Annotated in this window: 16 protein-coding genes; 8 read left to right on the forward strand and 8 right to left on the reverse strand. The window is 42.6% G+C overall.

What is annotated here, in order from left to right; all coding sequences use genetic code 11:
* Positions 1–952 (reverse strand): GNAT family N-acetyltransferase (locus ACX0HA_RS15215; protein WP_458846159.1); only part of this gene is annotated, 952 nt, incomplete at its 3' end.
* Between the two features lie 193 nt (positions 953–1,145).
* Between ACX0HA_RS15215 and ACX0HA_RS15220 the strand changes: the two genes are divergently transcribed.
* Positions 1,146–1,478: a single-stranded DNA-binding protein gene (locus ACX0HA_RS15220; protein WP_458846160.1), complete on the forward strand. Its 333-nt coding sequence runs from the start codon at positions 1,146–1,148 to the stop codon at positions 1,476–1,478.
* Positions 1,479–1,767: 289 nt separating this feature from the next.
* On the opposite strand, the gene ACX0HA_RS15225 is transcribed toward ACX0HA_RS15220, so the two are convergent.
* Complete coding sequence (locus tag ACX0HA_RS15225) at positions 1,768–2,667, reverse strand: histone deacetylase family protein (protein ID WP_458846161.1); 900 nt, start codon at positions 2,665–2,667, stop codon at positions 1,768–1,770.
* 37 nt (positions 2,668–2,704) lie between these two features.
* Positions 2,705–3,022, reverse strand: a complete 318-nt coding sequence (locus ACX0HA_RS15230; RefSeq protein WP_458846162.1) for a hypothetical protein — start codon at positions 3,020–3,022, stop codon at positions 2,705–2,707.
* A 111-nt stretch (positions 3,023–3,133) separates the two neighbouring features.
* On the opposite strand from ACX0HA_RS15230, the gene ACX0HA_RS15235 reads away from it, so the two are divergent.
* Positions 3,134–3,967, forward strand: a complete 834-nt coding sequence (locus tag ACX0HA_RS15235) for an alpha/beta fold hydrolase (protein WP_458846163.1) — start codon at positions 3,134–3,136, stop codon at positions 3,965–3,967.
* Positions 3,968–4,044: 77 nt separating this feature from the next.
* Here ACX0HA_RS15235 and ACX0HA_RS15240 read toward each other — a convergent pair whose 3' ends face one another.
* Positions 4,045–10,923, reverse strand: coding sequence for a T9SS type A sorting domain-containing protein (locus tag ACX0HA_RS15240; protein WP_458846164.1), 6,879 nt, complete (start codon positions 10,921–10,923; stop codon positions 4,045–4,047).
* A gap of 205 nt (positions 10,924–11,128) precedes the next feature.
* A complete protein-coding gene (metG, locus tag ACX0HA_RS15245; protein WP_458846165.1) occupies positions 11,129–13,192 on the reverse strand; it encodes a methionine--tRNA ligase in 2,064 nt (687 codons plus the stop codon).
* A gap of 241 nt (positions 13,193–13,433) precedes the next feature.
* Here metG and ACX0HA_RS15250 point away from each other — a divergent pair, with 241 nt between their 5' ends.
* From ACX0HA_RS15250 to ACX0HA_RS15275, 6 genes are all read left to right on the forward strand, one after another.
* Entirely contained in the window at positions 13,434–14,324 is an 891-nt protein-coding gene (locus tag ACX0HA_RS15250; RefSeq protein ID WP_458846166.1) for a S66 peptidase family protein, read from the forward strand.
* Positions 14,324–14,683, forward strand: a complete 360-nt coding sequence (locus ACX0HA_RS15255; protein WP_458846167.1) for a YraN family protein — start codon at positions 14,324–14,326, stop codon at positions 14,681–14,683. Before ACX0HA_RS15250 ends, ACX0HA_RS15255 begins: the two co-directional genes overlap by 1 nt.
* A 237-nt stretch (positions 14,684–14,920) precedes the next feature.
* Positions 14,921–15,580, forward strand: coding sequence for an aspartate kinase (locus ACX0HA_RS15260; RefSeq protein ID WP_458846168.1), 660 nt, complete (start codon positions 14,921–14,923; stop codon positions 15,578–15,580).
* Positions 15,581–15,599: 19 nt separating this feature from the next.
* On the forward strand, positions 15,600–17,756 hold the full coding sequence (locus ACX0HA_RS15265) for a M12 family metallo-peptidase (protein WP_458846169.1): 2,157 nt from the start codon (positions 15,600–15,602) through the stop codon (positions 17,754–17,756).
* Between the two features lie 88 nt (positions 17,757–17,844).
* The gene (locus tag ACX0HA_RS15270) at positions 17,845–18,423 is read left to right on the forward strand and encodes a TetR/AcrR family transcriptional regulator (protein WP_458846170.1); all 579 of its coding nucleotides are present in this window, start codon (positions 17,845–17,847) and stop codon (positions 18,421–18,423) included.
* A gap of 52 nt (positions 18,424–18,475) precedes the next feature.
* Positions 18,476–19,594 (forward strand): MBL fold metallo-hydrolase, encoded by a 1,119-nt coding sequence (locus ACX0HA_RS15275; protein WP_458846171.1) that lies wholly within the window; start codon positions 18,476–18,478, stop codon positions 19,592–19,594.
* A 54-nt stretch (positions 19,595–19,648) separates the two neighbouring features.
* On the opposite strand, the gene ACX0HA_RS15280 is transcribed toward ACX0HA_RS15275, so the two are convergent.
* The 3 genes from ACX0HA_RS15280 to ACX0HA_RS15290 form a co-directional block, all read right to left on the reverse strand.
* A complete protein-coding gene (locus tag ACX0HA_RS15280) occupies positions 19,649–20,041 on the reverse strand; it encodes a hypothetical protein (protein ID WP_458846172.1) in 393 nt (130 codons plus the stop codon).
* Between the two features lie 207 nt (positions 20,042–20,248).
* The gene (gene mfd, locus ACX0HA_RS15285) at positions 20,249–23,557 is read right to left on the reverse strand and encodes a transcription-repair coupling factor (RefSeq protein ID WP_458846212.1); all 3,309 of its coding nucleotides are present in this window, start codon (positions 23,555–23,557) and stop codon (positions 20,249–20,251) included.
* A gap of 59 nt (positions 23,558–23,616) precedes the next feature.
* A complete protein-coding gene (locus tag ACX0HA_RS15290) occupies positions 23,617–24,288 on the reverse strand; it encodes a hypothetical protein (RefSeq protein WP_458846173.1) in 672 nt (223 codons plus the stop codon).
* Positions 24,289–24,387: the final 99 nt, after the last annotated feature.

Here is a 24,387-nt window from a genome sequence, read left to right on the forward strand (position 1 = left end):
TGCTTCCGGTAATGATGTTGATATTGTAAGAAATAGCCATCTCCTGGAAACGTTTACGGATAGGTTCACTATAGCGCGCAATTTCCCTGATGGCATCAGCCTCGCTCAGGTGGTTAAAGTCGGCCATAAGCGGAGCGATAAATAGTTCAGGGAACAGGGCAAAATCGCTTCCATAGCCTGACACCGCATCGATAAAAAATTCGGCCTGTTCAAAAAGCGCTTCTACATTTGCCAGCGGTCGCATTTGCCACTGTACCAATCCTAAACGTATGATACTCTTACGGGTATTGATAAGTACAGGACTTTTATCATAATAAATGTTGCTCCACTCCATAAGCACCGCATAATCCTGAGAGTTTTTGTCGCCCTCAAGATAATTGCGCATAATCCTTATTACGTGAAAATCATTGCTTAGCTGAAATGCCAGTACGGGATCGTGTATCTCTTTAAGACGTACTTTTTCGATATATTCCTTTGGAGTAAGTTCGTTAGCGTGTTCGTCAAAACCGGGCATCCTGCCCGCAAAAATGATCGAGCGCAGGTTCAGTTGTTCGCAGAGTTCTTTACGGGCCTCATACAAACGCCTGCCCAAACGAAGGCCACGATATTCAGGATCTATGAATACATCGATACCATAAAGCACCTCACCCTCATAATCGTGGGTGTCAAATGTGTAATTACCGATAATCTTTTCGTAGGTATGGTTTGCAGTAGCTTTTTTATGGTCAACAATAAGCGAAAGCGCAGACCCTACCACTTTGTCGTCTACCAAAACCACCAGTTGCCCTTCGGGGAAGATCTTAAGCAGGCGCTTGATGTCTTTCTCAGCCCAATAGGGTTCGTCCATATCAAGATCTACATCCTTATAGGCATGCTGCATCGAGACGCGCAGCTCTTTATAATCTTCTATCCTTAAATTTCGTAATTCTACCTTGTTTATCTCTGCCTGCATAATCTCCTGATATTATGTAAATATACAAATAATTTTTCCGTTTACAAACGTTTACAAATAACTACAACCGACCATAAACAGTTAACAACCGAATAAGTTTTGGCAGCCGGCGCAATTTTGCAATGTTGAAACTACGAAATAATCTCGTACAGCAGGAAATGATTTAACAATAACAATTTAATTTTTACACGCCATGAACGCATTAAAAAACAAAGTACAGCTGATAGGTAACGCAGGAGCCGACCCTGAGATCAAAATTTTTGACGCCGGGAAAAAACTTGCCCGTCTGGTACTCGCAACGAATGAGAGCTATACCAACGACAAAGGCGAGCGCATAACTGATACCCAGTGGCACACAGTGACCGCCTGGGGGAAGACCGCCGAGATTATTGAGAAGTATGTCACTAAAGGTAAAGAGCTGGCCATAGAGGGCAAGCTGACGCATCGCAGCTACGACGACAAAAATGGAGAGAAACGCTACATTACAGAGGTTGTTGTTAGTGACGTGCTGCTTTTAGGTAAATAAAACCGGTTTTATATAAAGGAGGTTTTGGCCCTTTCGACTGCCCCCAGCGAAAGGGCTTTTTTATTTTCACCCCTGTCCCAATATCCGATTACGGCTGTAGGTTATGACTGGAGCTAAGGCATCAGCTGTTTAGCGTTAAGCAAATCATGAGAAGAGGCGTTAAGAAAGATTTTCTGTTTGAGCGAAGCGAGTTCAAATCTTTTAGACGAAGCGAATGATTTGTAGCGTAAACAGGTGCCAGCCTTGAATTTTTGTTTCTTTTGTTTCAAGACAAAAGAAAGAGAAAAATCTAATATAATCCCCTCGCAACTCTATAGGTATTCGCATGTGCCTCAATAATAACCTTAATATCCGGGCTATAGCCACCACCCATACTACACTGCACCGGGATTTCTAATTTACGGCAAAGCGATAACACAAACGCATCGCGCTGTTTACATCCATTAAGCGAACAGCCCAGTTTGCCAAGCTTATCTGATGCCAGTATGTCTACCCCGCTCAGGTAAAAGATGAAATCCGGTTTTTGTTCGTCGATGAGTTTAGGAAGCGTTTCATGGAGTATTGACAGGTATTCTTCATCTCCTGTATTGTCCGGAAGGGCAATATCGAGGTCGGATATTTCTTTTTTGAATGGATAGTTGGTCTTTCCGTGCATAGAGAAGGTAAACACAGCATCATTATCTGTAAAGATCTCCGCAGTGCCATTCCCCTGATGCACATCGAGGTCCACAATCAGAACCTTTTTGGCAAGATTGTTATTGATGAGGTACTGAGCCCCGATAGCCTGGTCGTTCAATAGGCAGAAGGCTTCGCCGTGGTCGCTATAGGCATGATGCGTACCTCCGGCAATATTGAAGGCGATACCATGTTCAATAGCTTTATGCACTCCCCAGATCGTTCCCTGTGCAATGCGCAATTCACGTTCTACCAATTCTGCCGAAAGCGGAAAACCAATCTTGCGCACTGCTCGTGGGTCGAGCGTTAGATTGAGCAGTTCATCCACATAGATTTTATCGTGCACTGCCAGTATATTGGCCATATCAGGCAGGCCGGGCTCGTGAAAATCAGCAGGTATTGCCGTACCTTCATGAAGCAGCTGCTGTGGCAGCAGTTCATATTTTATCATCGGGAAGCGGTGTCCTTCCGGAAGCGGATGTTTGTAAATAGAATGGTAAGCGATAGGGAGCATCAATAATTTTTCGTAGGGGCGAAGATAATATAAGTATTTACATAAGGTAAAACATTTTCCAGATAATGATAAGTGCCAGCACTACAGCAATAGTTGCAGCAGTTACCTTAATGAAATTGGTTTTTGCCGAACGGATAAACACCAGCGAAGCAAACACCAGCAGTATCAATGGGAGTATGCTCAGCCCCTGTATGTTCCTGGCCTGCGATGGATATCTGTCAAGATATTCTCTTCGTAAAGTGTCCGGGTCGTAATATTGGTTGGTAATGTTGACCCACAAGAAGATATCACCCAATACAAGGATAATACAGAATACTGCAATGAAGATCAGAAAGCCTTTTGTGCTGCTATTCATACCGATGCCATTAAGAGGTTATGTTCTATAAAGTTAGGGAATTCTTCTCTTGTCTTGAAAACAAAAGAAGAGATATATTATCTTAGAGCATTCACAATCAATCACCAACCTATGAAAACCGCGTTACATCTTCTTGCTTTGATTTTCTGTTTACACCTGTCTGCACAGACTGTAATTCAGTACGGAGATAATAAGGAAGTTGGAAAATACATTACGCTAAATGGCGTAAAACACTATTATGAAACATACGGAGAAGGTGAGCCTTTATTGCTAATTCATGGAAACTCAACAGGTATTAAAGGATGGGCTCCGCAAATAGAATTCTTCTCTAAAAAATACAAAGTATATGCTATTGACTGCCGGGGAAGAGGAAAATCTGATCTGGGGAAAGACACCTTAAGCTATAGCCAGCAAGCTAATGACATGGCTGTTTTTATACGCCAGATGAAACTGGAATCGGTTTCTGTTATAGGGAAAAGTGATGGAGGCATTATTGGTATTATGATGGGTATGTACCAACCGGAACATCTAAAGAAAATTGTGGCCTTCAGTGCCAACATGCAGCCTGACGGACTCTACCCTGAAGGTATCACCGAAATAAAAGCAGAGCGCCTTAATGCTGAGAAAATGCTGGCCGCTAAGGACACTTCAAAGGATTGGGAACTGGAAAGGCAAAAGAATCGCATGATGGAATTTCAGCCGCATATCACAGCAGAAGACCTTCAAAAGATAAAGATTCCCGTACTGGTTATTTCGACCGACAGGGATGTGATAAAAGAGGAACACACGCTCTTTATCTATAAGAATATCCCGAATGCGAATCTGGCAATTATTTCGGGAGAAGGCCATCGCGTACCACGACAAAATCCTGAACCGTTCAATGTTGCTGTCGATAAATTTTTATCGGAACCCTTTAAGGAGTATGAGTATAGGTTCAAGAAATGATTTATTTCATAACAATACATTAAAAACAAAGAGCCGGCTCATTATGAGCCGGCTCTTTTATAAATTTAAAGTTTTAATTACTTTTTGATGGTAACCTTTTTATCAGTTCTGCCAGCATCAGAAGTTATGCTGATAATATAAACAGCAGATTCAAGGCCTGTAACATCGATTCGATAATTTTCAGATGTGATCAGTTCTTCTGTTCTTACTATCCTTCCGTTCAGGTCGTACATAGCAACCGTTATATCACCTAATAATCCAAAATCAGGGATTTTAACAAATACATCGGTTGAAGCAGGATTAGGATAGATAGTCATCTCCAGTCGTTTGATGTCAGGTGTCCCCACTACCGGCGGATTTACAGTTAACACTGCTGCATCAGACAAGATGTAACATCCGTTTTGCTGCATCAATACTACCCTGTACTGATATCCACTAATCGCATAATATGCATTCACTACAGTAAGCGTTGCTGTTGCAACACCATAGTAACCCGGCATAGAGCCACCAGAATTTAAGCTTGTAAATGTTTGCCCTCCGTCTGTACTAACCTGCCACTGATAGGTTGTTGCATTCTGGGCCTGTACGGTAAATACTGCAGTCTCCCCTCCGTCAATGAGAACCGACTGTGGTGCAGAAATGATAACGATAGGTACAGTACCATTAATTGTCGTGCTTAATACATTCGAGCATCCATTTGCATCCGTTATAGTTACCGTATATGTCCCCGGAAGTGCATTCAGCAGGTTTGGTGTTGCTGTTCCATTAGACCACAGATAGGTATATGGAGCAGTGCCTCCTACTGCGTGAACAGTAGCCGACCCGGTTGCATGGCAATCGGAATTGGCAACGGTAAAGTAACCCGAAACAGCCTGAGGCTGTGTAATGGTAAACGACTGTGTTGTTGTACACAGGTTGGCATCGGTAACCATTACGGTATAAATACCTGCTGTAAGTCCTGAAGCAGTGGCTGCTGTTTGTACAGGTGTCGTATTCCAGATGTAAGTATAGGTTCCCGTTCCTCCGGTAACATTTACCGTAGCCGACCCGTTAGTGTTACCAAAACATAGCAGGTTGGTTTGTGCACCTGCCGTGGCAACCAATGCTGATGGTTGTGTAATGGTTATTCCCGCATTGATTGGGCATCCGTTGGCATCTGTTACAGTTACAGTATAGGTTCCTGCTGTAAGTCCGGTAGCAGTAGCTGCAGTTTGTCCGTTACTCCATGCATAAGTGTAGGGTGAAGTACCTCCTGCAACAGTTACAGTTGCCGATCCTGTAGCAGCTCCAAAGCAAAGCACATTGGTGAAATTATTTACACCTGCTGTAAGTTGCTGCGGCTGTGTAATAGTGAACATTTGTGTTGTTGTACAACCATTGGCATCGGTTATAGTTACGGTATAGCTGCCGGCTGCAAGTCCTGAAGCGGTAGCAGCAGTTTGTACCGGAGTCGTATTCCAGCTATAAGAGTAGGCTCCTGTACCTCCTGTAACGTTTACAGCAGCCGACCCGTTTGCTGCTCCAAAACAAGATACGTTAGTTTGAGGTCCTGCCGTAGCTACAAGTGCTGCAGGCTGTGTTATGGTAAAGCTGTTAGATAGCGTACATCCGTTTGCATCGGTTACCGTTACACTATACGTTCCGGCTGTAAGGCCTGTTGCTGTAGCATTGGTTTGAACTGGTGTAGTATTCCAACTATAGGTATACGTTCCTGTTCCACCGTTTACAGCTATGGTTGCTGAACCATTAGTACCTCCAAAACATGATACATTAACCTGTGAGGTATTAGGTGTTATGCTTAGTGCCTGAGAAGGCTGTGTTATAGTGAAGCTTTGCGTTGTTGTACAAAGGTTAGCGTCGGTTACTGTTACCGTATACGTTCCTGCTGCAAGATTAGTTGCCGTTGCAGCAGTTTGTACCGGTATAGTGTTCCAGCTATAGGTATACGCTCCTGTTCCGCCTGTACCGTTAACTGTAGCCTGACCTGTAGTATTGCCAAAGCACAGTACATTGGTCTGAGGCCCTGCGGTAGCAACAAGTGCTGTAGGCTGGGTAATAATAAAACTGTTTGATATTGTACATCCGTTGGCATCGGTTACCGTTACGCTATACGTTCCGGCTGTCACACCTGTAATGGTGTTTGAGGTTTGTGAATTGCTCCACAGGTAAGTATAAGCTCCTGTTCCGCCGGTTACAGCAACTGTGGCAGATCCTGTAGCCTGACCATTACACAATACATTGGTCTGGGTTGTATTTGGCGTTAGCGTTAGCGGTGCAGCCGGCTGTGTAATAGTGAAGCTTTGCGTTGTTGTACACATGTTAGCGTCAGTTACTGTTACGGTATACGTACCGGCTGTAAGGCCTGTTGCTGTAGCAGTTGTCTGTACCGGTGTTGTGTCCCAGCTATAGGTATATGTTCCTGTTCCGCCTGTTACATTTACGGTAGCTGAACCTGTTGCATTACCAAAACACAGAACATCTGTCTGAGGCCCTGCAGTAGCTGTAAGCGAAGCAGCAGGCTGTGTTATTGTGAAGCCTTGCGTTGTTGTACAAAGGTTAGCATCGGTTACTGTTACAGTATACGTTCCGGCTGCAAGACCTGTTGCCGTTGCTGTGGTTTGTACCGGTGTCGTGTTCCAGCTGTAGCTGTAAGCTCCCGTTCCGCCTGTAGCATTTACGGTAGCCTGGCCTGTTGTATTGCCAAAGCATAATACATTGGTCTGGGTTCCTGCTGAAGCCGTAAGTAATGTAGGTTCTGTAATAGTGAAGCTTTGCGTTGTTGTACAAAGATTAGCATCGGTTACTGTTACGTTATAAGTTCCTGCAGCAAGGCCTGTTGCCGTTGCAGCTGTCTGTACCGGAATGGTGTTCCAGCTATACGTATAAGCTCCTGTTCCGCCTGTAACATTTACGGTAGCAGTACCTGTTGCATTGCCAAAGCAAAGAACATCTACCTGAGTACCTGCTGAAGCAGTAAGTGCTGATGGCTGGGTAATGGTATAACTTTGGGTTAATATACATCCGTTTGCATCGGTTACATCAACGCTATACGTTCCGGCTGTAAGGCCTGTAATGGTATTTGTGGTTTGTGTGTTACTCCACAGGTAAGTATACGTTCCTGTTCCGCCGGTTACAGCAACTGTGGCAGATCCTGTAGCCTGACCGTTGCACAATACATCCGTCTGGGTTGTGTTTGGTGTAAGGGTCATCGCAGCCGAAGGTTCAGTAATGGTAAATCCTTGCGTTGTTGTACAAAGGTTAGCGTCGGTTATTGTTACGGTATACGTTCCTGCGGCAAGATTAGTTGCAGTTGCAGTAGTCTGAACCGGTGTTGTATTCCAGCTGTAGCTGTAGGCTCCTGTTCCACCTGTTACGTTAACTGTAGCCTGACCTGTAGTATTACCAAAGCATAAGACGTTAACCTGGGTTCCTGCGGTTGCTGTAAGTGGTGCAGCAGGTTGTGTGATCGTGAAAGCCTGGGTTTTTGAACACCCATTACCATCGGTTACCGTTACATTATAAGTACCTGCAACAAGTCCTGTAGCGGTAGCGCTTGTTTGAGCAGGAGTAGTATCCCAACTGTAAGCAAGAGTTCCTATACCACCTGTTACAGTAGGAGTGGCTGTACCTGTAGCATTGCCATGACATAAAACATTTGTCTGAGGCCCTGCCGTTACAGTAAGTGGTAGTACTCCTGTAGTTTGTATTAAAATATCATCTATATTCCAGTACCATGCACAACCATCATTATTGTCAGAATATCTCCAACGTACCAATACATTGGACATTGTATCATAATCCCCAAGATCTACGGTAATCGGACCTGTAGTCATGTCATTTGTTTCATGAAATTCTGTTGTCCATGCTGTACCTCCGTTTGTACTGACATCTACCCATATTTCGCCTGCACCCACAAAATCCAGGAAAGAGCTATTAAAAGTAAGTGAAACGCCTGTATGACCTGTAAAATCTAGTGTTGGTGTGACCAATACTGTATCCCATGAACCACTACAAACATAATCAGAATCGGCACTGGCGAAGTATCCGGTACCTCCGGCCTGATTACCTCCCGATGCACTCCCTCTTTTAAACCAAACATTTGAAGTTCCATTAATTGCATTTACCGTCATGCCCCAAGGGAATGTTCCCTCAAAATCCTGAATATATATAGTCCCTGATGAATATGGGTCTCTAATCGTAAAGTTCTGTATTGTTGTACACAAATTGGCATCTGTAACTGTTACCGTATACGTACCTATTGTAAGGCCAGTAGCGTTAGCAGTTGTTTGTACCGGTGTAGTATTCCAGCTATAGGTATAAGGGGCTGTACCACCTGTAACATTTACCGTAGCTTCGCCGGTAGCAGCACCCTGACAAAGAACATCCACCTGAGTTCCTGCCGTAGCAACAAGTGCAGTTAGCTCTGTAATAGTAAAGGCTTGTGTTGTTGTACAAAGGTTGGCATCGGTTACCGTTACCGTATAAGTACCGGCTGCAAGGGCAGTAGCGTTAGCAGTTGTTTGTACCGGTGTAGTATTCCAGCTATAGGTATAAGGAGCTGTACCACCTGTAACATTTACCGTAGCTTCGCCGGTAGCAGCACCGTGGCAAAGAACATCAACCTGAGTTCCTGCCGTAGCAGTAATCGCAGTGGCAGGTTCTGTAATAGTGAATGATTGGGTTGCCGTACAATTGTTAGCGTCAGTTACTGTCGCTATATAGGTTCCGGCTGCAAGGTTTGAAGCTGTAGCTGTAGTTTGTACCGGAGTGGTATTCCAGCTATAGCTGTATGCTCCCGTACCGCCTGTTACGTTAACTGTAGCCTGACCTGTAGTATTGCCGTGGCATAGGACATTTGTCTGAGGGCCTGCTGAAGCAGTAATTGTACATGAGTTAAAAACTGCAAACCCTCTTCTTGAAATACCACCAGTAAAAGTCCCTCCTGCATATACTGTGCCGCCATTTACAGCAATTGCCGTTACAACATTGTTTAAATTAGGATCCGACAAAGTAGCTAGTCCTGTCGTAGCATCAAGTGAAGCAAGCCTATTTCTGGTTTGCCCACCTATAACGCTAAAAGTTCCTCCTGCATATACTGTGCCGCCATTTACAGCAATTGTAGTTACAACATTACTTGCATTAGGGTTCCAAGAGGTGACTAGCCCTGCTGTGTCATCCAATGCTGCAATATAATTTCTGGGTTGTCCACCTATAGAGGTAAAAAAACCTCCGGCATACACCGTGCCTCCATTTACTGCAATTGTCTTTATGTATGTATTTGCATTGGGGTTCCAGGAAGTGGCTACCCCCGCTGTGTCATCCAATGCTGCAATATAATTTCTGGGTTGTCCACCTATAGTGGTAAAGCTACCTCCGGCATATACCGTGCCTCCATTTATTGCAATCGTTTCTATATAATTATTAGCATTAGGATTCCAAGAACTCGCAAGACCTGTTGCGGAATCCAATGCTGCAATATAATTTCTGGGTTGCCCACCTATAGTGGTAAAAGCGCCTCCAGCATACAAAGTAGTTCCGTTTACGGCTAGAGAATATACATTGTTGTTAGCATTAGGATTCCATGCTGTAGCAAGGCCGGTAGTAGCATTCAGGGCAGCTATTCGGTTTCGTGTCTGTCCTCCAATGGAGATAAAAAGACCTCCGGCATATACCGTAGCGCCATTCACTACAATTGATTGTACTGTGTTATTTGCATTGGGGTTCCATGGTGTAAGCTGGCCGGTAGTGGCATCCAGGGCAGCTATATTGTTTCGTGTCAGTCCTGCTCCAATAGTTGTGAAATCTCCACCAGCGTATATACTAGTGCCATTTATAGCAAGAGCACGTACAAGACCTGATGTACTTGGGTTCCATGCTGTAGCCAGACCGGTAGTGGTATCCAGGGCGGCTAATCTGTTTCTTGTCTGTCCTCCAATGGTAGTAAAATCACCTCCGGCATATACTGTAGTACCATTTACAACAAGGCTACGTACAAAACTGTTTGGATTAGGGTTCCATGCTGTAGCCAGACCGGTAGTGGTATCCAGGGCAGCTACTCTGTTTCTTGTCTGTCCTCCAATGGTAGTAAAATCACCTCCGGCATATACTGTAGTTCCACTTACATCAATTGCATATACAGTGCTATTTGCATTAGGATTCCATGCTGTAGCAAGGCCGGTAGTGGCATCAAGTGCTGCTATCCTGTTTCTTGTCTGTCCTCCAATGGAGGTAAAAAGACCTCCGGCATATACCGTAGTTGGATTTACATGAATTGTATATATAGTACCATTTGTATTTGGATCCCAAGAAGTAACAAGTCCTGTTGCGGCATCGATTTGGGCTATCCTGTTTCGTGTCTGACCACCTATCGTAGTAAATGCACCTCCGACATATATGGTACTGCCATTTACAGCAATTGTAGTTAAAGTGCCATTTGAATTTGGATTCCAGGAATCAGCAAGGCCTGTTGTTGCATCGATTGCAGCTACCCTGTTCCTTGTTTGGCCGCCTATGTTAGTAAAATCACCTCCCACATAAACAGTATTGCCACTTACAGCAATTGCCAATACTGCATTATTTGCATTGGGGTTCCATGGATGCAGTGATCCATCGCTGTTTATTCTTGCAATCCTGTTTCTTGCCTCTCCGCCTACAGCAGTAAATTGTCCTCCAATATACCAGCCACCGGCACCATCAGGTACTACAGCTCTCACTACACCGTTAGGTTTTATAAAATTCAGATCCGGCTGCCCGTTTGCAGTACTAATAGAAGTTCCATAAGGAATACTTGGCCCAAATAATGTAAAATTACCGCCCAGATAAACGGTATTGCCGTCTTTCACAACGGTGTAAACATCTCCATTGGGTATCCACCAGTGTTCTTCAAGTTCTAAGGATTGCGCATTAAGTAATACGGAGATAAATAAAAAAAACAAGAAAAAGTAATTGTTTTTCATACAGTAAGGTTTTGGTTAGGAGGTCCTTAATTAAAATTTTAACAGCAAAGATAATTCTTTTGGTAAATATTTAACAAGAAATTCTTTTGACAGAATAATCCTAAAATAGTAATACACAGCGTGTTGGTTTTTAGTCTGAATAGTAGTTCTTTAAAAATAAAAAAGCCCCAGTGATGGGGCTTCTTACTATATTGTAATACTATATTTAACTAATCACTTCACCGTTTCCAACACCATCGGTATCAGGGTTGACGAATACCAACTTGCCTTCGGCGTTTTGCGTCATCAGGATCATACCCTGGCTTTCAACGCCGCGAAGGGCACGAGGCGCAAGGTTAACCAATACGGTAACGCGTTTGCCAATCACTTCTTCAGGAGTGAAGCTTTCGGCAATACCCGAAACGATAGTACGCACATCGATACCTGTGTCAACTTTAAGTACTAAAAGTTTGTTGGCTTTCGGCATTTTTTCAGCCTCTAAAATGGTTCCTGTACGAATATCCATTTTAGCGAAATCTTCAAAAGCAATAAGGTCTTTTTGCGGTTCAGCCTTTTTATTTTCTGCCATGTTAGCGGTTTTGGTTGCCTCAAGGCGGTCTATTTGTTTTTGTATTTCCTCATCTTCTATTTTGGCAAAAAGCAGTTCGGCCTGGCCAATCTGGTTTCCTGCAGCAAGAAGGTCTGATTTTAATGTAATATCATTCCAGTTCAGTGAACCTTCACTTATAGACAGCATGTTCTTAAGCTTGGCAGCCGTAAATGGAAGGAATGGCTCAGAAAGTACTGATAATGCGGCAGCGATCTGAAGTGCCACATACATTTGTGTCTGTACACGTGCCGGATCTTCCTTAATCACTTTCCAGGGCTCTTCGTCAGCAAGGTATTTATTACCAAGGCGTGCAAGGTTCATAAGCTCGCTCAAAGCTTCCCTGAAACGGTAACGTTCTACAGACGATGCGATCACGGCAGGATAAGCACGCATTTCGGTAAGGGTAGCCTCATCCACATCGCTGTAAGCGTTAGGAGATGGTACTACACCTTCGTAATATTTATTGGTAAGCACTACCACGCGGTTAATGAAATTACCGAAGATAGCTACCAGCTCATTATTATTTCTTGCCTGGAAATCTTTCCAGGTAAAGTCGTTATCTTTAGTCTCAGGCGCAGTTGCTGTAAGCGAATAACGCAGTACATCCTGCTGGCCAGGGAAATCCTGAAGGTACTCATGTAACCACACCGCCCAGTTTTTGGAGGTAGACAGTTTATTGCCTTCAAGGTTCAGGAATTCATTAGCAGGAACATTGTCCGGCATAATGTAAGAACCCTCAGCTTTAAGCATCGCAGGGAATATCACACAATGAAAAACGATATTGTCTTTCCCGATAAAGTGAACCAGTTTGGTGTCTTCACTTTTCCAATATGGCTCCCAGTCTTTACCTTCGCGCTGTGCCCATTCTTTAGTCGATGAGATGTACCCGATAGGCGCATCAAACCATACATAAAGCACTTTGCCCTCGGCACCTTCTACAGGAACCGGGATACCCCAGTCAAGATCGCGGGTTACGGCACGAGGCTTAAGCCCGTCTTCCAGCCATGATTTTACCTGTCCGTATACATTAGGTTTCCAGTCGTTCTTGTGGCCTTCAAGAATCCACTCGCGAAGGAATGCATCATATTGGTCAAGTGGCAGGAACCAGTGTTTGGTAGATTTTAATACAGGTGTTGTTCCTGTTATGGTAGACTTAGGATTGATAAGGTCAGTAGCGTTAAGGGAAGTACCACAGTTTTCGCACTGGTCGCCATAAGCTTCCGGATGGCTACATTTAGGGCAGGTTCCGGTTACAAAACGGTCAGCCAGGAACTGGTCTGCTTTTTCATCATACAGCTGCTCAGTAACTTCTTCTATGAATTTGCCTTCGCCGTATAGCTTTTTGAAAAACTCCGATGCGGTATCGTGGTGAATCTTTGCAGATGTACGCGAATAGTTATCGAAAGAGATTCCGAAATCTTCAAAAGACTGCTTAATGATAGCATGGTATTTGTCTATCACTTCCTGCGGCGTAATACCTTCTTTCTTGGCTTTCATAGATATGGCAACTCCGTGCTCATCGCTTCCGCAGATAAACGCCACGTCTTTACCCTGAAGCCTCAGGAAGCGTGAGTAAATATCTGAAGGGACATAAACACCGGCAAGGTGGCCTATATGTATGGGGCCGTTAGTATAAGGCAAAGCGGCAGTAACAGTATATCTTTTTGGATCTTGTAACATCTCATTCATTTTATTAGAAATGCAAAAGTACGAAATAATGGCCAAAAATTTTCGCAGCAGTTTGTACATTAATTTTAACCACAAAAGGCACAAAAGTTTTCTATAAGGACTACAATGCTTTGTGTTTCTTAGTGTGTTCTTTGTTTATCTTTGTGGTATAGCCTATAAAAAAATGCAAAGGATTCTTTTATCATTACTTCTACTCCTATCGATAACATTACAAGCTCAAAACCCTGTAAAAATGCCTTCTTATCTTAAGAAGGGTGACACTGTGGGCATTTTGGCTACAGCCAGAAAAGTAGACATGGCGCCGCTTGAACCGGCCATAAAGCTATTGAAAAGCTGGGGGCTTAATGTAGTCATAGGCAAAACGGTTGGGTTGGATAATAACCAGCTTGCAGGCCAGGACTGGCAGCGTGCCCAGGATTTCCAGAACATGCTGGATAATCCTGCCATAAAAGCGATATGGACAGCCAAAGGCGGCTACGGCACTGTGCGGATGATAGACCGGCTCGATTTTACCAAGTTCAAAAAGAAACCCAAATGGCTTGTTGGCTTTAGTGACTTTACCGTAATGCACAGCCATGTGAATAATTTTGATATTGCCACCCTGCATTCCATTGCCTGCATTAGTGCCGGAGGGGCAACCCCCGAAGCCATTGAAGGTCTGCGCAAAGGATTATTTGGAGGTAAGATAGAATATACCGTTGTGCCCCATGCTTTCAACAAAACCGGAAAGGTGCATGGCGAACTCATTGGAGGCAACCTCTCGGTACTGTATAGTATTATGGGGTCGCCGTCGGAAGCTGATTATAAAGGAAAGATCATTTTTATCGAAGATCTGGACGAATACCTGTACCATATTGACCGCATGATGATGAACCTGAAACGTAACGACTATTTTAAGGATGTAAAAGGTATTGTTATAGGAGGCATGACCAAGATGCGCGACAACGACATTCCGTGGGGGCATGATGCACTTGAGATCATTCAGGATATTACCAAAGAGTATAACATACCCATCTGTTTTAATTTCCCTGCCGGACATATTAAGGACAACCGGGCACTTGTTTTTGGAAAACAGCTAACGCTCGATGTTACTGCTACAGGCACTAAAATTACCTTCGACTAATGGCAGAGCATAACGAACTCGGTAAAACAGGGGAGGAAAAAGCGGTGGAGTTCCTTCAGAAAAACGGTTATACGATACTACAGCGCAACTATGTCTTTCAGAAAGCTGAGATTGATATCATAGCCCAAAAAGGAAATGTTTTGGCAGTGGTTGAGGTTAAGACGCGTTCATCGATTGAATTCGGGCTTCCACAGGATTTTGTAAAACCAAAAAAGATACAGCTGCTGGTAAAAGCCATTAACGAGTATATTATTGAAAACGATTTGGATGTAGATGCGCGTTTCGATATTATTTCTGTTTACAAGAATGGAAAGGAATACGAAATTGAACATTTGGAAGACGCTTTTTATTATTTCTAAGCAATATGAGTTGTGATTTTTCGTGCCGGAATCAAAAAAACAACGCAAAAAGTCTACTCTATTTAAAAAAATGTTATTTTAGCCCTGTCCCTGAAGAGCCTTATTTCATTGCGTTTTCTTTTAAAAAAACTATTGAATAATAATCTTTTGTTAAATTTTGCTTTGTTAAATTTGTAACAAATTGTTTTATTTTTTTATATTTGCTCGCAAATTACCTACAAACTAACCACTTACGCTATGAAGACAATTTCATCGGTAGTAGAACACTACATTAAGACAAAACCATTTTTATTAAGCGCATTATCGCAAGGCATTATTAACCTTACTTCATTAGCGCGTAACATGATGCCTGAACTTGAACAGGAACTGGGTAAAGATGTTAAGCAAGGTGCTGTAGTAATGTCGCTAAAGAGACTTTCGGAAGATCTTGATTTTAGGGTAAACCATAAAATTGTAAAGGTATTAAGAGCTATAGGAGAAATAACAGTTCGCTCATCGCTTACTGATTATACCTTTTCAGTATCAGATACTATTTTGAGCAGGCAGGCTGAGCTGATTGCAAACATCAATGCTAACCCGGAAGTATTCTATACATCTTCCCGTGGTGTTAACGAAACCAACATTGTGGTAAGCTCTTCTATGAATGCTATTGTTGACAGGCTTTTTGCCGACGAAAAACAAATTGAGCGTACTGATGATCTTGCTTCGATTACTGTTAAGCTTCCTAAAGACAATATATCTACACCTGGTGTATACTATTATATTTTCCAGCGTCTGGCGTGGGAAGGTATCATCATTTGCGAAGTAATCTCAACTTCTTATGAATTTACCATACTGGTAAGCGAGCAGGAGGTAGACCTTGCATTCAAGGTTATAAAAGATCTTAAAAACCTTTAACCAATCCCAAATACATATCGTGAAAAGAGTAATTACTATTATTGCCCTTATGTGCATGCTGCCTTTTTATGGGCAGAAACAAATTGCTAAAAAAGTTAATGAACTGGTCGCTAAAAATACTGTTTTCAGGAATTTTAGCCCATTTAAAGTAAATAACAAAGATGCTGTTTCGGCCGCTGTTAAAAATGCAACCTATGTTTCTATGGATGCTAAAGTGGTAAACGCCATAGCCAATACCAAACCTGAATTTATTGAACTGGATATCCCTTATAATTCTGAAGTATTGCATATACAATTGTATAAAGTAAAACTTTCTACAGATGGTTTTCATGTCGATACTAACGGAAAGCAGAATGTCTCTTTAAAAGAAGGCGCACATTACAGGGGTATTATAAAAGGCGAAGGGTCAACGCTGGCCTCATTTAGCTTCTTTACTGATGAAATGAGCGGTATAATATCCGGAAGCAATTTCAACAACCTGGTTGTAGGAAAGATGCAGAATTCGGGGAACGTTTCTGATTATATAATATATTCCGACAGGCAGCTTACGAAGGCTAACACCTTTACATGCGGTACTGCTGACGTACCAAACTTCGGCAAAAAGGAAAAAAAGAAAGGGTTTACAACTAAAAGTGGCGAAACTGATAAATGCGTAACCATATATTTTGAAGTAGATTATGAAATCTATCTTCAAAACGGGCAAAGTATGCAGGCTACAACCAATTGGGTTGAAGGCATATTCAACAATATACAGACATTATATGCTAATGATGGTATGAATGTAGCGCTACATTCAATCTTTATCTGGTCTCAGCAGGATCCTTACTTCGGAGATGACTCTGAAGATTACCTGATGCAGTTCCTGCAGTCGGCTTCTTTTGAGGCAAATGTGGGTCAGCTTATAGGTATAGATGAAGGCGGACTGGGAGGACTTGCACCACTTGGCGGCCTTTGTTCTCAGTATAACATGAGTTATGTAGATGTACAATTTGAGTATGAAGATGTTCCGTTGTTCTCGTGGAATGTAGAAGCCATGACTCATGAGCTTGGGCACCAGTTTGGCTCGCCGCATACACATGCATGCGAATGGAATGGAAACGAGACTCAAATTGATGCGTGTGGCGATTATGCAGGTAATTCTGAGGGTGATTGTAATTCGGGCATATTGCCGCAGAATCAAGGCACGATCATGAGTTATTGCCATCTTTTACAGGAGGTAGGTATTAATTTGGCCAACGGCTTTGGACCACAGCCTACAGCGTTGATGCAGGATTTTATCGAATTTTCATCGTGTGTGGGTACCGGCTGTATAGGCGGGCCATGTTTAAATACGGTAAGTGAGCTTGCGGTTTCTAATATTACAGCTTCTACTGCTACTATAAGTTGGACAAGCGAAAGTGAAGGGCCTTGGGAAATTTCTTTCACCGCTCCTTCTGCAAGTTTTAACCTGTGGAACCCGACGACATCCAATAACGTTAATATTACAGGTATGGATCCAAATACCTATTATGTTACAGGTGTAAGGGAAGTTTGTGAAGACAACACTTCGCAGCCTACAAAGGTACTGTTTGCATCTGATGCCGACTGGTGCGCAGGACAGGTATATACTGATAGCGGAAATACCATCAGAAACTATGGCGACAATGAGCATATAGTAAGAGTGTTTAAGCCGGCTAATCCTGAACAAAAAGTAAAAGTACTCTTTACTCAATTCGATACAGAGCAAGGTTATGATATCCTTAATGTTTATAGAGGTTCAGTTGTTAATGTGATAAATCGTATAGGTTCGTATAGCGGAAATGTGAATATACCCCTTCTGCAGTCTACTGCGGCTGATGGTGCGCTAACATTTGAATTCATATCTGACGAATCAGTCAACGAAACGGGCTGGACAGCAAATGTTAGTTGTACGGCACTTGTTGTAACAGGAATGGACGATATAGCTGTCAGAGGCCTGTATTATTATCCTAATCCTTCAACAGGCATGGTTACTGTCAAAGCAGACGAAGAGATTAGCCAGATTTCTGTATATAATGTTGCAGGGCAGCTGTTGCTTAGTGCAAAGGCCGGAGCGACAGAAACTACTGTAGATCTTTCTCCTTTTGCCAACGGAATCTATTTCTTTAAAGCAGTCGGAAATAATTCAGAATCAAACTTCAGGATTATAAAGCAATAAAATATTTTTAGAACCCTCCTTAAACAGGAGGGTTTTTTATTTTTGGTCTGCTGTATTGTAATTCAAATTATTTAATTACTTTTGTAGAGTGATTAGTCAATCTGTAAATGATAAACAAAAAGATTTACTCGCGGCAGCCCTAAGGCTGTTCGTCGAGAATGGCTTTCATGGTACACCTACAAGTAAGATTGCTAAAGAAGCGGGTGTAGCAAACGGAACGCTTTTTCACTACTACGCTACCAAAGAAGACCTTGTCATAAGCCTGTACATAGACATCAAGAAACGGATGGGCGAATATTTGGGGGCTAAGACAGCTCTTGCCAAAGATCCAAAAGACAGGTTTAGGATACAATTTAACGAGATCATTTTGTGGTCTATGGATAATAAGAATGAGTTTTATTTTATCCAGCAGTTTCACGCCTCGCCATTTGCGGCATTGCTCTCTCCTGAAGTTATAAAAGAACAGCTTAACAAGAGCTGTGATGAGATTGAGGAGGCCATTAAAAATAAGATATTCAAAAAAAGAAGTACTGACTTTATACTTAGCCTTATGAGCAGTCATGTATATGGCATCAGCCAGTACCTGACCAAGGCAAAACTGAACGGCGACGAACAGCAAAAAATTATAGACGATGGTTTTGATATGCTGTGCACCATGCTGGCATAATTTTTTTAATTAGTATAGAGTGATTAGTCACTCTGATGTGAATCAATTATAAATGAAAAAAAGGATAAAAAAGATATTTATGATACTATTGGTTATTATAGCACTGCTTGTTGCCGGGGTAATGATTTTTTTACAGACATCGAGTTTTGGGAGGAGGCCCACGGGTGAAAGGCTAAAAAAGATAGAGTTGTCTCCGAATTATAAAGACGGGCAGTTTCAAAACCTTAGCCATACACCGGATCTTGCCGAAGGTGTGAGCATGTTTACCGTTATGAGGAAGTTCTTTTTTGCAAAGAGCAAAAGGAGCAAGCCGAAAGCTGCCCTGCCTTCGCAAAAAACAGATTTGCTGCATCTTGACCCTAAAGAAAATGTGATAGTTTGGTTCGGGCACTCTTCGTACTTTATACAGGCAGATGGCAAGACGATATTGATGGATCCGGTTTTTAGCGGAGCGGCATCGCCAATAAGCTTTACAACCAAAGCATTTGCAGGAGCTGATGTATATACCGTAGATGATTTTCCGGAGATAGACTATCTTTTCATTTCACACGATCACTGGGATCACCTGGATTATGAAACGGTGCTTAAACTGAAGGGGAAAGTAAATAAAATCATTACCGGTTTGGGTACGGGAGAGCACTTTGAGCGTTGGGGATTTGACCCTGCCACAATCGAGGAGCGCGACTGGAACGAAGCCGTAGAACTGGGAGATGGTTTTGTGGTGCATGTTACATCGGGAAGGCATTTCTCCGGACGTGGACTGAAACGAAATACGGCAATATGGGCTTCATTTGTATTGAAAACCCCATCAATGAATTTGTTTTTGGGAGGAGATTCGGGTTATGATACCCATTTTAAAGCGATAGGTGATAAATACGGACCGTTTGATGTCGCAATATTAGAATGCGGGCAATACAATGAATACTGGAAATACATTCACATGATGCCGGAACAAACCGTAAAAGCTGCACAGGATCTGAAGGCTAAAAAGCTTATGCCGGTACACTGGGCGAAGTTCTCGCTCGCATTGCACGATTGGGATGAACCAATATTGAGGGTTACGGCAGAAGCCAAAAAACAAAATATGCCGCTTATCACTCCGATGATTGGCCAAAAGGCAAGTCTTACCAAAGAGGAAACTTTCACCGAATGGTGGAAGGGGCTTGAATAAAAAACAAAGGCGGTTAAGATATCTTAACCGCCTTTTATTATAATTACTCAATTATTACTTTAAAATACCAGCCAGCGTTCCGGTAATAATTCCGTCAGAGTTAGCTGTAACTTCAAGAGATTCTAATTCAGTGGTACCCTGATAAATGTGTAGGGTCAGTTTATCTCCGGGAGTAGCATTAGAACCGGTAATACCAAATCCTACACCTGAAGTGTTAGAATTTGCTGTAAAAGTATGGTTCCACGGCAGTGATTCTATATCAACATTAGTGCTTCCCCCATTTGTGATAACTGCTGCACTTATATCAGTTGCAGTAGTAGAGCCGGTAAGTTCATATTTAACTTCTCTTGATTTTGATACAGATCCGTTATCATCATCGCTTGAACATGATGTTAGCGACAGTGTAGACATAACTACCGCAAACAGGTAAATAAATGGATTTTTCATGAAATATTTTTTAATTGTTTATGCTGGCAAATATATATTTCCCGATTTCTAAACAATCTTAAAATGTAGGATTTAACCTAATTTTAACCAATTTATGAAGAATTTAAGAAGGTCTTAACAAGTAGAATTTACTTACATAAATCAAATAAGAAAGGAAAGAACTTTCTGTCCAGATAGCTCTTCCCTTTTATCAATGTTTATCTTTAATTATTCAAACACCATCTCTAATAGTTCCAGTGCCTTTTTGAGTGATTTTACATTCTCAAAAGTAAGGAGTAGTCTCAGTCCGTTCTTGGTTTGCTTTTCTTTCATTTTTGCCAGGGTCTGGTATTTTTGCACAAACACCAGCACCTTTCGGAAAGATGCCGACTGGTAGTAATCCGATTGCTGGTCGCCTACAAAGTAGCCTACCATTTTACCCTGCTTCAGGACTATTTTTTCAAGTCCCATTTTAGTAGCCAGCCATTTGATGCGCATACTAATCATTAGTGCCTGCGCCTGTTTTGGCAACGGCCCGAAACGGTCAATAAGCTTAGCCTCAAAAGCCTGCAGGCCTTCTTCGTCTTTAACGGCGCCAAGTTCATTGTATAGGTTAAGGCGTTCGGTAATATTGTTTACATATTCGTCAGGGAAAAGCAGCTCAAAATCAGTATCGATCTGGATGTCTTTTACAAAGTCTTTTTCGTTTTCTTCGTCGCCATCATCATACAGGTCTTTGAACTCATTTTCTTTAAGCTCATCAATGGCCTCATTCATGATCTTCTGGTAAGTATCAAATCCGATCTCGTTGATAAAACCGCTTTGTTCGCCGCCAAGGAGGTCTCCTGCGCCACGAATTTCAAGATCTTTCATCGCGATGTTGAAACCACTGCCCAGTTCGCTGAATTGTTCCAATGCCTGAATACGCTTACGCGCATCTTCGGTCATTGCCGAATAGGGGGGCGTAATGAAATAGCAGAAGGCTTTTTTGTTGCTTCGGCCTACGCGCCCACGCATTTGGTGAAGATCGGACAGCCCAAAGTTATTGGCATTGTTAATGAATATCGTATTGGCATTAGGCACGTCAAGTCCGCTTTCGATGATAGTGGTTGCCACCAATACATCAAACTCGCCGTTCATGAAGGCCAGCATCAGTTCTTCTAATTTTTTGCCTTCCATCTGCCCATGGCCTACGCCAACCCTTGCACCGGGAACAAGGCGTTGTATCATTCCGGCAACCTCTTTAATATTCTCAATTCGGTTGTTGATAAAGAATACCTGGCCGCCACGCTGAATCTCATAGGATACAGCATCACGTATAATTTCTTCGTTAAAGCCCACAACCTGCGTTTCGATAGGATAACGGTTGGGTGGTGGAGTAGTAATTACCGATAAGTCCCTCGCAGCCATCAATGAGAACTGGAGCGTTCTCGGTATAGGCGTTGCAGTCAGTGTAAGGGTATCTACATTTTGGGCAATTGTCTTTAACTTATCTTTTACGTTTACGCCAAATTTTTGCTCTTCGTCAACAATCAGCAGCCCCAGGTTCTTGAATTGTACATTTTTATTGACTAACTGGTGTGTCCCGATAAGTATATCCAGTTTTCCTTCGGCAAGATCTTTTAGCGTTTCTGATTTTTGTTTTGCTGTCCGGAAACGGTTCACGTAACCCACACTTACGGGCATATCTTTAAGCCTTTCGCTAAAGGTTCTGTAATGCTGATAAGCCAGTATGGTAGTAGGAACAAGTATCGCGACCTGTTTGCCATTGTCTACGGCTTTAAAAGCTGCGCGAATGGCAACCTCGGTCTTACCAAAGCCTACATCACCACATACCAGGCGATCCATGGGGCGTTCGCTTTCCATATCGGTTTTTACATCGCGGGTGGCAGTGATCTGGTCCGGCGTATCTTCATAGATAAAAGATGATTCAAGCTCGGCCTGCAGGTAACTGTCCGGTGCAAACTGAAAGCCTTTTTCTAACTTTCGTTTTGCATAAAGCTGTATCAGGTTAAAGGCAATATGTTTAACACGTGCCTTTGTTTTCTGCTTGAGCACTTTCCAGGCATTGCTGCCGAGTTTATATATTTTTGGCGGAGCGCCATCCTTACCGTTGTATTTTGATATTTTGTGCAGCGAGTGAATGCTTACATATACAATATCGTTATCGGCATATACAAGTTTAATGGCCTCCTGTGTCTTTCCTTCTACCTGGATTTTCTGCAGTCCACCAAATTTACCGATACCATGGTCAATATGGGTTACATAGTCGCCCACGGATAATGAGTTTAGTTCCTTAAGCGTAATGGCACCTTTTTTAGAGTAGCCATTCTTAATGCTGAATTTATGGTAACGCTCAAATATCTGGTGGTCGGTGTAGCAGGCAATCTGGTTTTCTTCGTCTACGAATCCTTCATAGATAGGAAAAACAATGGTCTTGTATTGCTTGCGGAAGTCTTCGTGTCCGGCTTCATCAAGGCTTTCAAAAATATCATGAAAACGCTTGGTCTGTGCCTCATTCGAGCAGAAGATATAGTTTTTAAAGCCGTTACGGTGGTTATCGCTCAGGTTGTTCAGCAGCAGCTCAAACTGTTTGTTGAATGACGGCTGTGGCTGTATGTGATATTCAAATGTTTTTTGTGCCCTGTATATGGCTTTGGATCCCAACTCTACAATGGTAAAGTCCAATGATTTTTTTACGAATGTCTGCTGGTTCAGGAAAAGCTCTTCGGGTGTGGCATGTTTAATGTCTTTCGAAAGCTTATCAAATGCCTCATTGGCTTTTTGGTACAAAACATCGAGCTGAGCGAGAAGCGCTTCGGTATTCTGAATCAGGATTACTGTTTTCTCGTTGATGTATTCCAGAAAGCTTTCACGTTTTTCCTGAAGCTGCTTGTTTTCAACATTTGGGATTACCGTGATCTTATTTTTTTTATCCAGCGAAAGCTGAGAAGCAACATCAAACGTACGTATACTGTCTACTTCGTTTCCGAAGAATTCTATACGGTAAGGGTTGTCATTAGAAAAAGAAAATACGTCGACGATACCCCCGCGCACAGAAAATTCTCCAGGTTCGGTAACGAAGTCTACACGGCGAAACTCATATTCAAACAATACTTCGTTAATGAAGTCTATCGATATCTGGTCGCCTGTTGCAACTTTAAGCGTATTCTTTTCAAGCTCTTTGCGGGTTACCACTTTTTCGAACAATGCTTCGGCATAGGAAACAATAATTGCCGGTTTTTTGCGGGAGTTGATACGGTTAAGCACTTCGGCGCGCAGGAGTATGTTGGCATTATCAGTTTCCTCGATCTGGTAAGGCCGCCTGAAAGATCCTGGATAGAATAATACGTCCTGATCGCCTATGAGTTGTTCAAGGTCGTTAAGGTAATAGGCGGCCTCTTCTTTATCTTTAAGGATAAGAAGGAAAGGCAGTTCACTTTGTCGGAAAAGCGGATCGGTCACAAAAGACAATGCAGAACCCAGAAGTCCTTTTACATGGATCTTGTTTTCGCGCTGCTGTATCGCAGTAACGATTTGCTTTACTTTGGCCGACTGGCTGTATTTATCTAAAATTTCGGGTTTCAAAGCAGTTCTTATTGTTTGTTTCCGGAATGCCTGCCAAAGCCCGGTCTTGTTATTACAGATCTCATCGGTGGCTGCGACGGTGTCGATGCAGGCGGTTGTTGTTGCATTTCGGGATTAGCCATACGCACGGTATCGAGTGCTCTTAGCATTTCTTCTTCACCAATTTCTTTAGGGATCTCGCTTATAACGATAAGTTCGTTCATCTGGTTTTGCAGCGAGGTTGTTTCGTGGGTGATCTCTTTAATAAGTGCTGCCACTTTTTTATCAGGAATGACCTCTACGTTTATATACGTGTTAAGCGATTTAACTTTTGTATTAAGCACTCCGATGCGGCTGCGTACCTGTGGCTTGTCAAAAAAGCCGGGAATGTTGCTTTTAAGCTGTTCTGCTTTGGTAACAAGGGTTTTTGATTTTTGCCTGTAAGCGCTAAGGGAGCCCGTGGGTTTTTGCATTACCTCGGCAATAAATTGCTGCCATTCGTTCCAGCCTGCTATTTGTGCTGCCACTTTATCATTTACAGGAGGTATGTTGAAGCGCCAGTTCTCACTTATGACCTTTAATATGGAATCGTTCTGTTTTTCTGTCTTGATGTTTTCAGCACGGCGTTGGGCATCATCATCCTTGCATGAGAAAAAAAGTGCCGTAGAACAGCAAAGCACAATGAGTTTCAGGTGTTTCATGTTTCAGGGTTGAAAGAAAGCAAATTTACAAATGTTACCGCAATATGCGGTTGCCCGTCATTAATTCTTTAGAAAGAATTAATAATTAGTGATTTCGGG

Source organism: Flavobacterium hauense (genome assembly GCF_054457175.1).

Bases quoted from the DNA above. Each gene is read 5' to 3' on its own strand.
- ACX0HA_RS15250 (WP_458846166.1), top strand. From the start codon at position 13,434: ATGCCTTCTTATCTTAAGAAGGGTGACACTGTGGGCATTTTGGCTACA.
- ACX0HA_RS15290 (WP_458846173.1), bottom strand. From the start codon at position 24,288: ATGAAACACCTGAAACTCATTGTGCTTTGCTGTTCTACGGCACTTTTT.
- ACX0HA_RS15230 (WP_458846162.1), bottom strand. From the start codon at position 3,022: ATGAATAGCAGCACAAAAGGCTTTCTGATCTTCATTGCAGTATTCTGT.
- metG (WP_458846165.1), bottom strand. From the start codon at position 13,192: ATGTTACAAGATCCAAAAAGATATACTGTTACTGCCGCTTTGCCTTAT.
- ACX0HA_RS15235 (WP_458846163.1), top strand. From the start codon at position 3,134: ATGAAAACCGCGTTACATCTTCTTGCTTTGATTTTCTGTTTACACCTG.
- ACX0HA_RS15275 (WP_458846171.1), top strand. From the start codon at position 18,476: ATGAAAAAAAGGATAAAAAAGATATTTATGATACTATTGGTTATTATA.
- ACX0HA_RS15220 (WP_458846160.1), top strand. From the start codon at position 1,146: ATGAACGCATTAAAAAACAAAGTACAGCTGATAGGTAACGCAGGAGCC.
- ACX0HA_RS15255 (WP_458846167.1), top strand. From the start codon at position 14,324: ATGGCAGAGCATAACGAACTCGGTAAAACAGGGGAGGAAAAAGCGGTG.
- ACX0HA_RS15240 (WP_458846164.1), bottom strand. From the start codon at position 10,923: ATGAAAAACAATTACTTTTTCTTGTTTTTTTTATTTATCTCCGTATTA.
- ACX0HA_RS15260 (WP_458846168.1), top strand. From the start codon at position 14,921: ATGAAGACAATTTCATCGGTAGTAGAACACTACATTAAGACAAAACCA.
- ACX0HA_RS15225 (WP_458846161.1), bottom strand. From the start codon at position 2,667: ATGCTCCCTATCGCTTACCATTCTATTTACAAACATCCGCTTCCGGAA.
- ACX0HA_RS15280 (WP_458846172.1), bottom strand. From the start codon at position 20,041: ATGAAAAATCCATTTATTTACCTGTTTGCGGTAGTTATGTCTACACTG.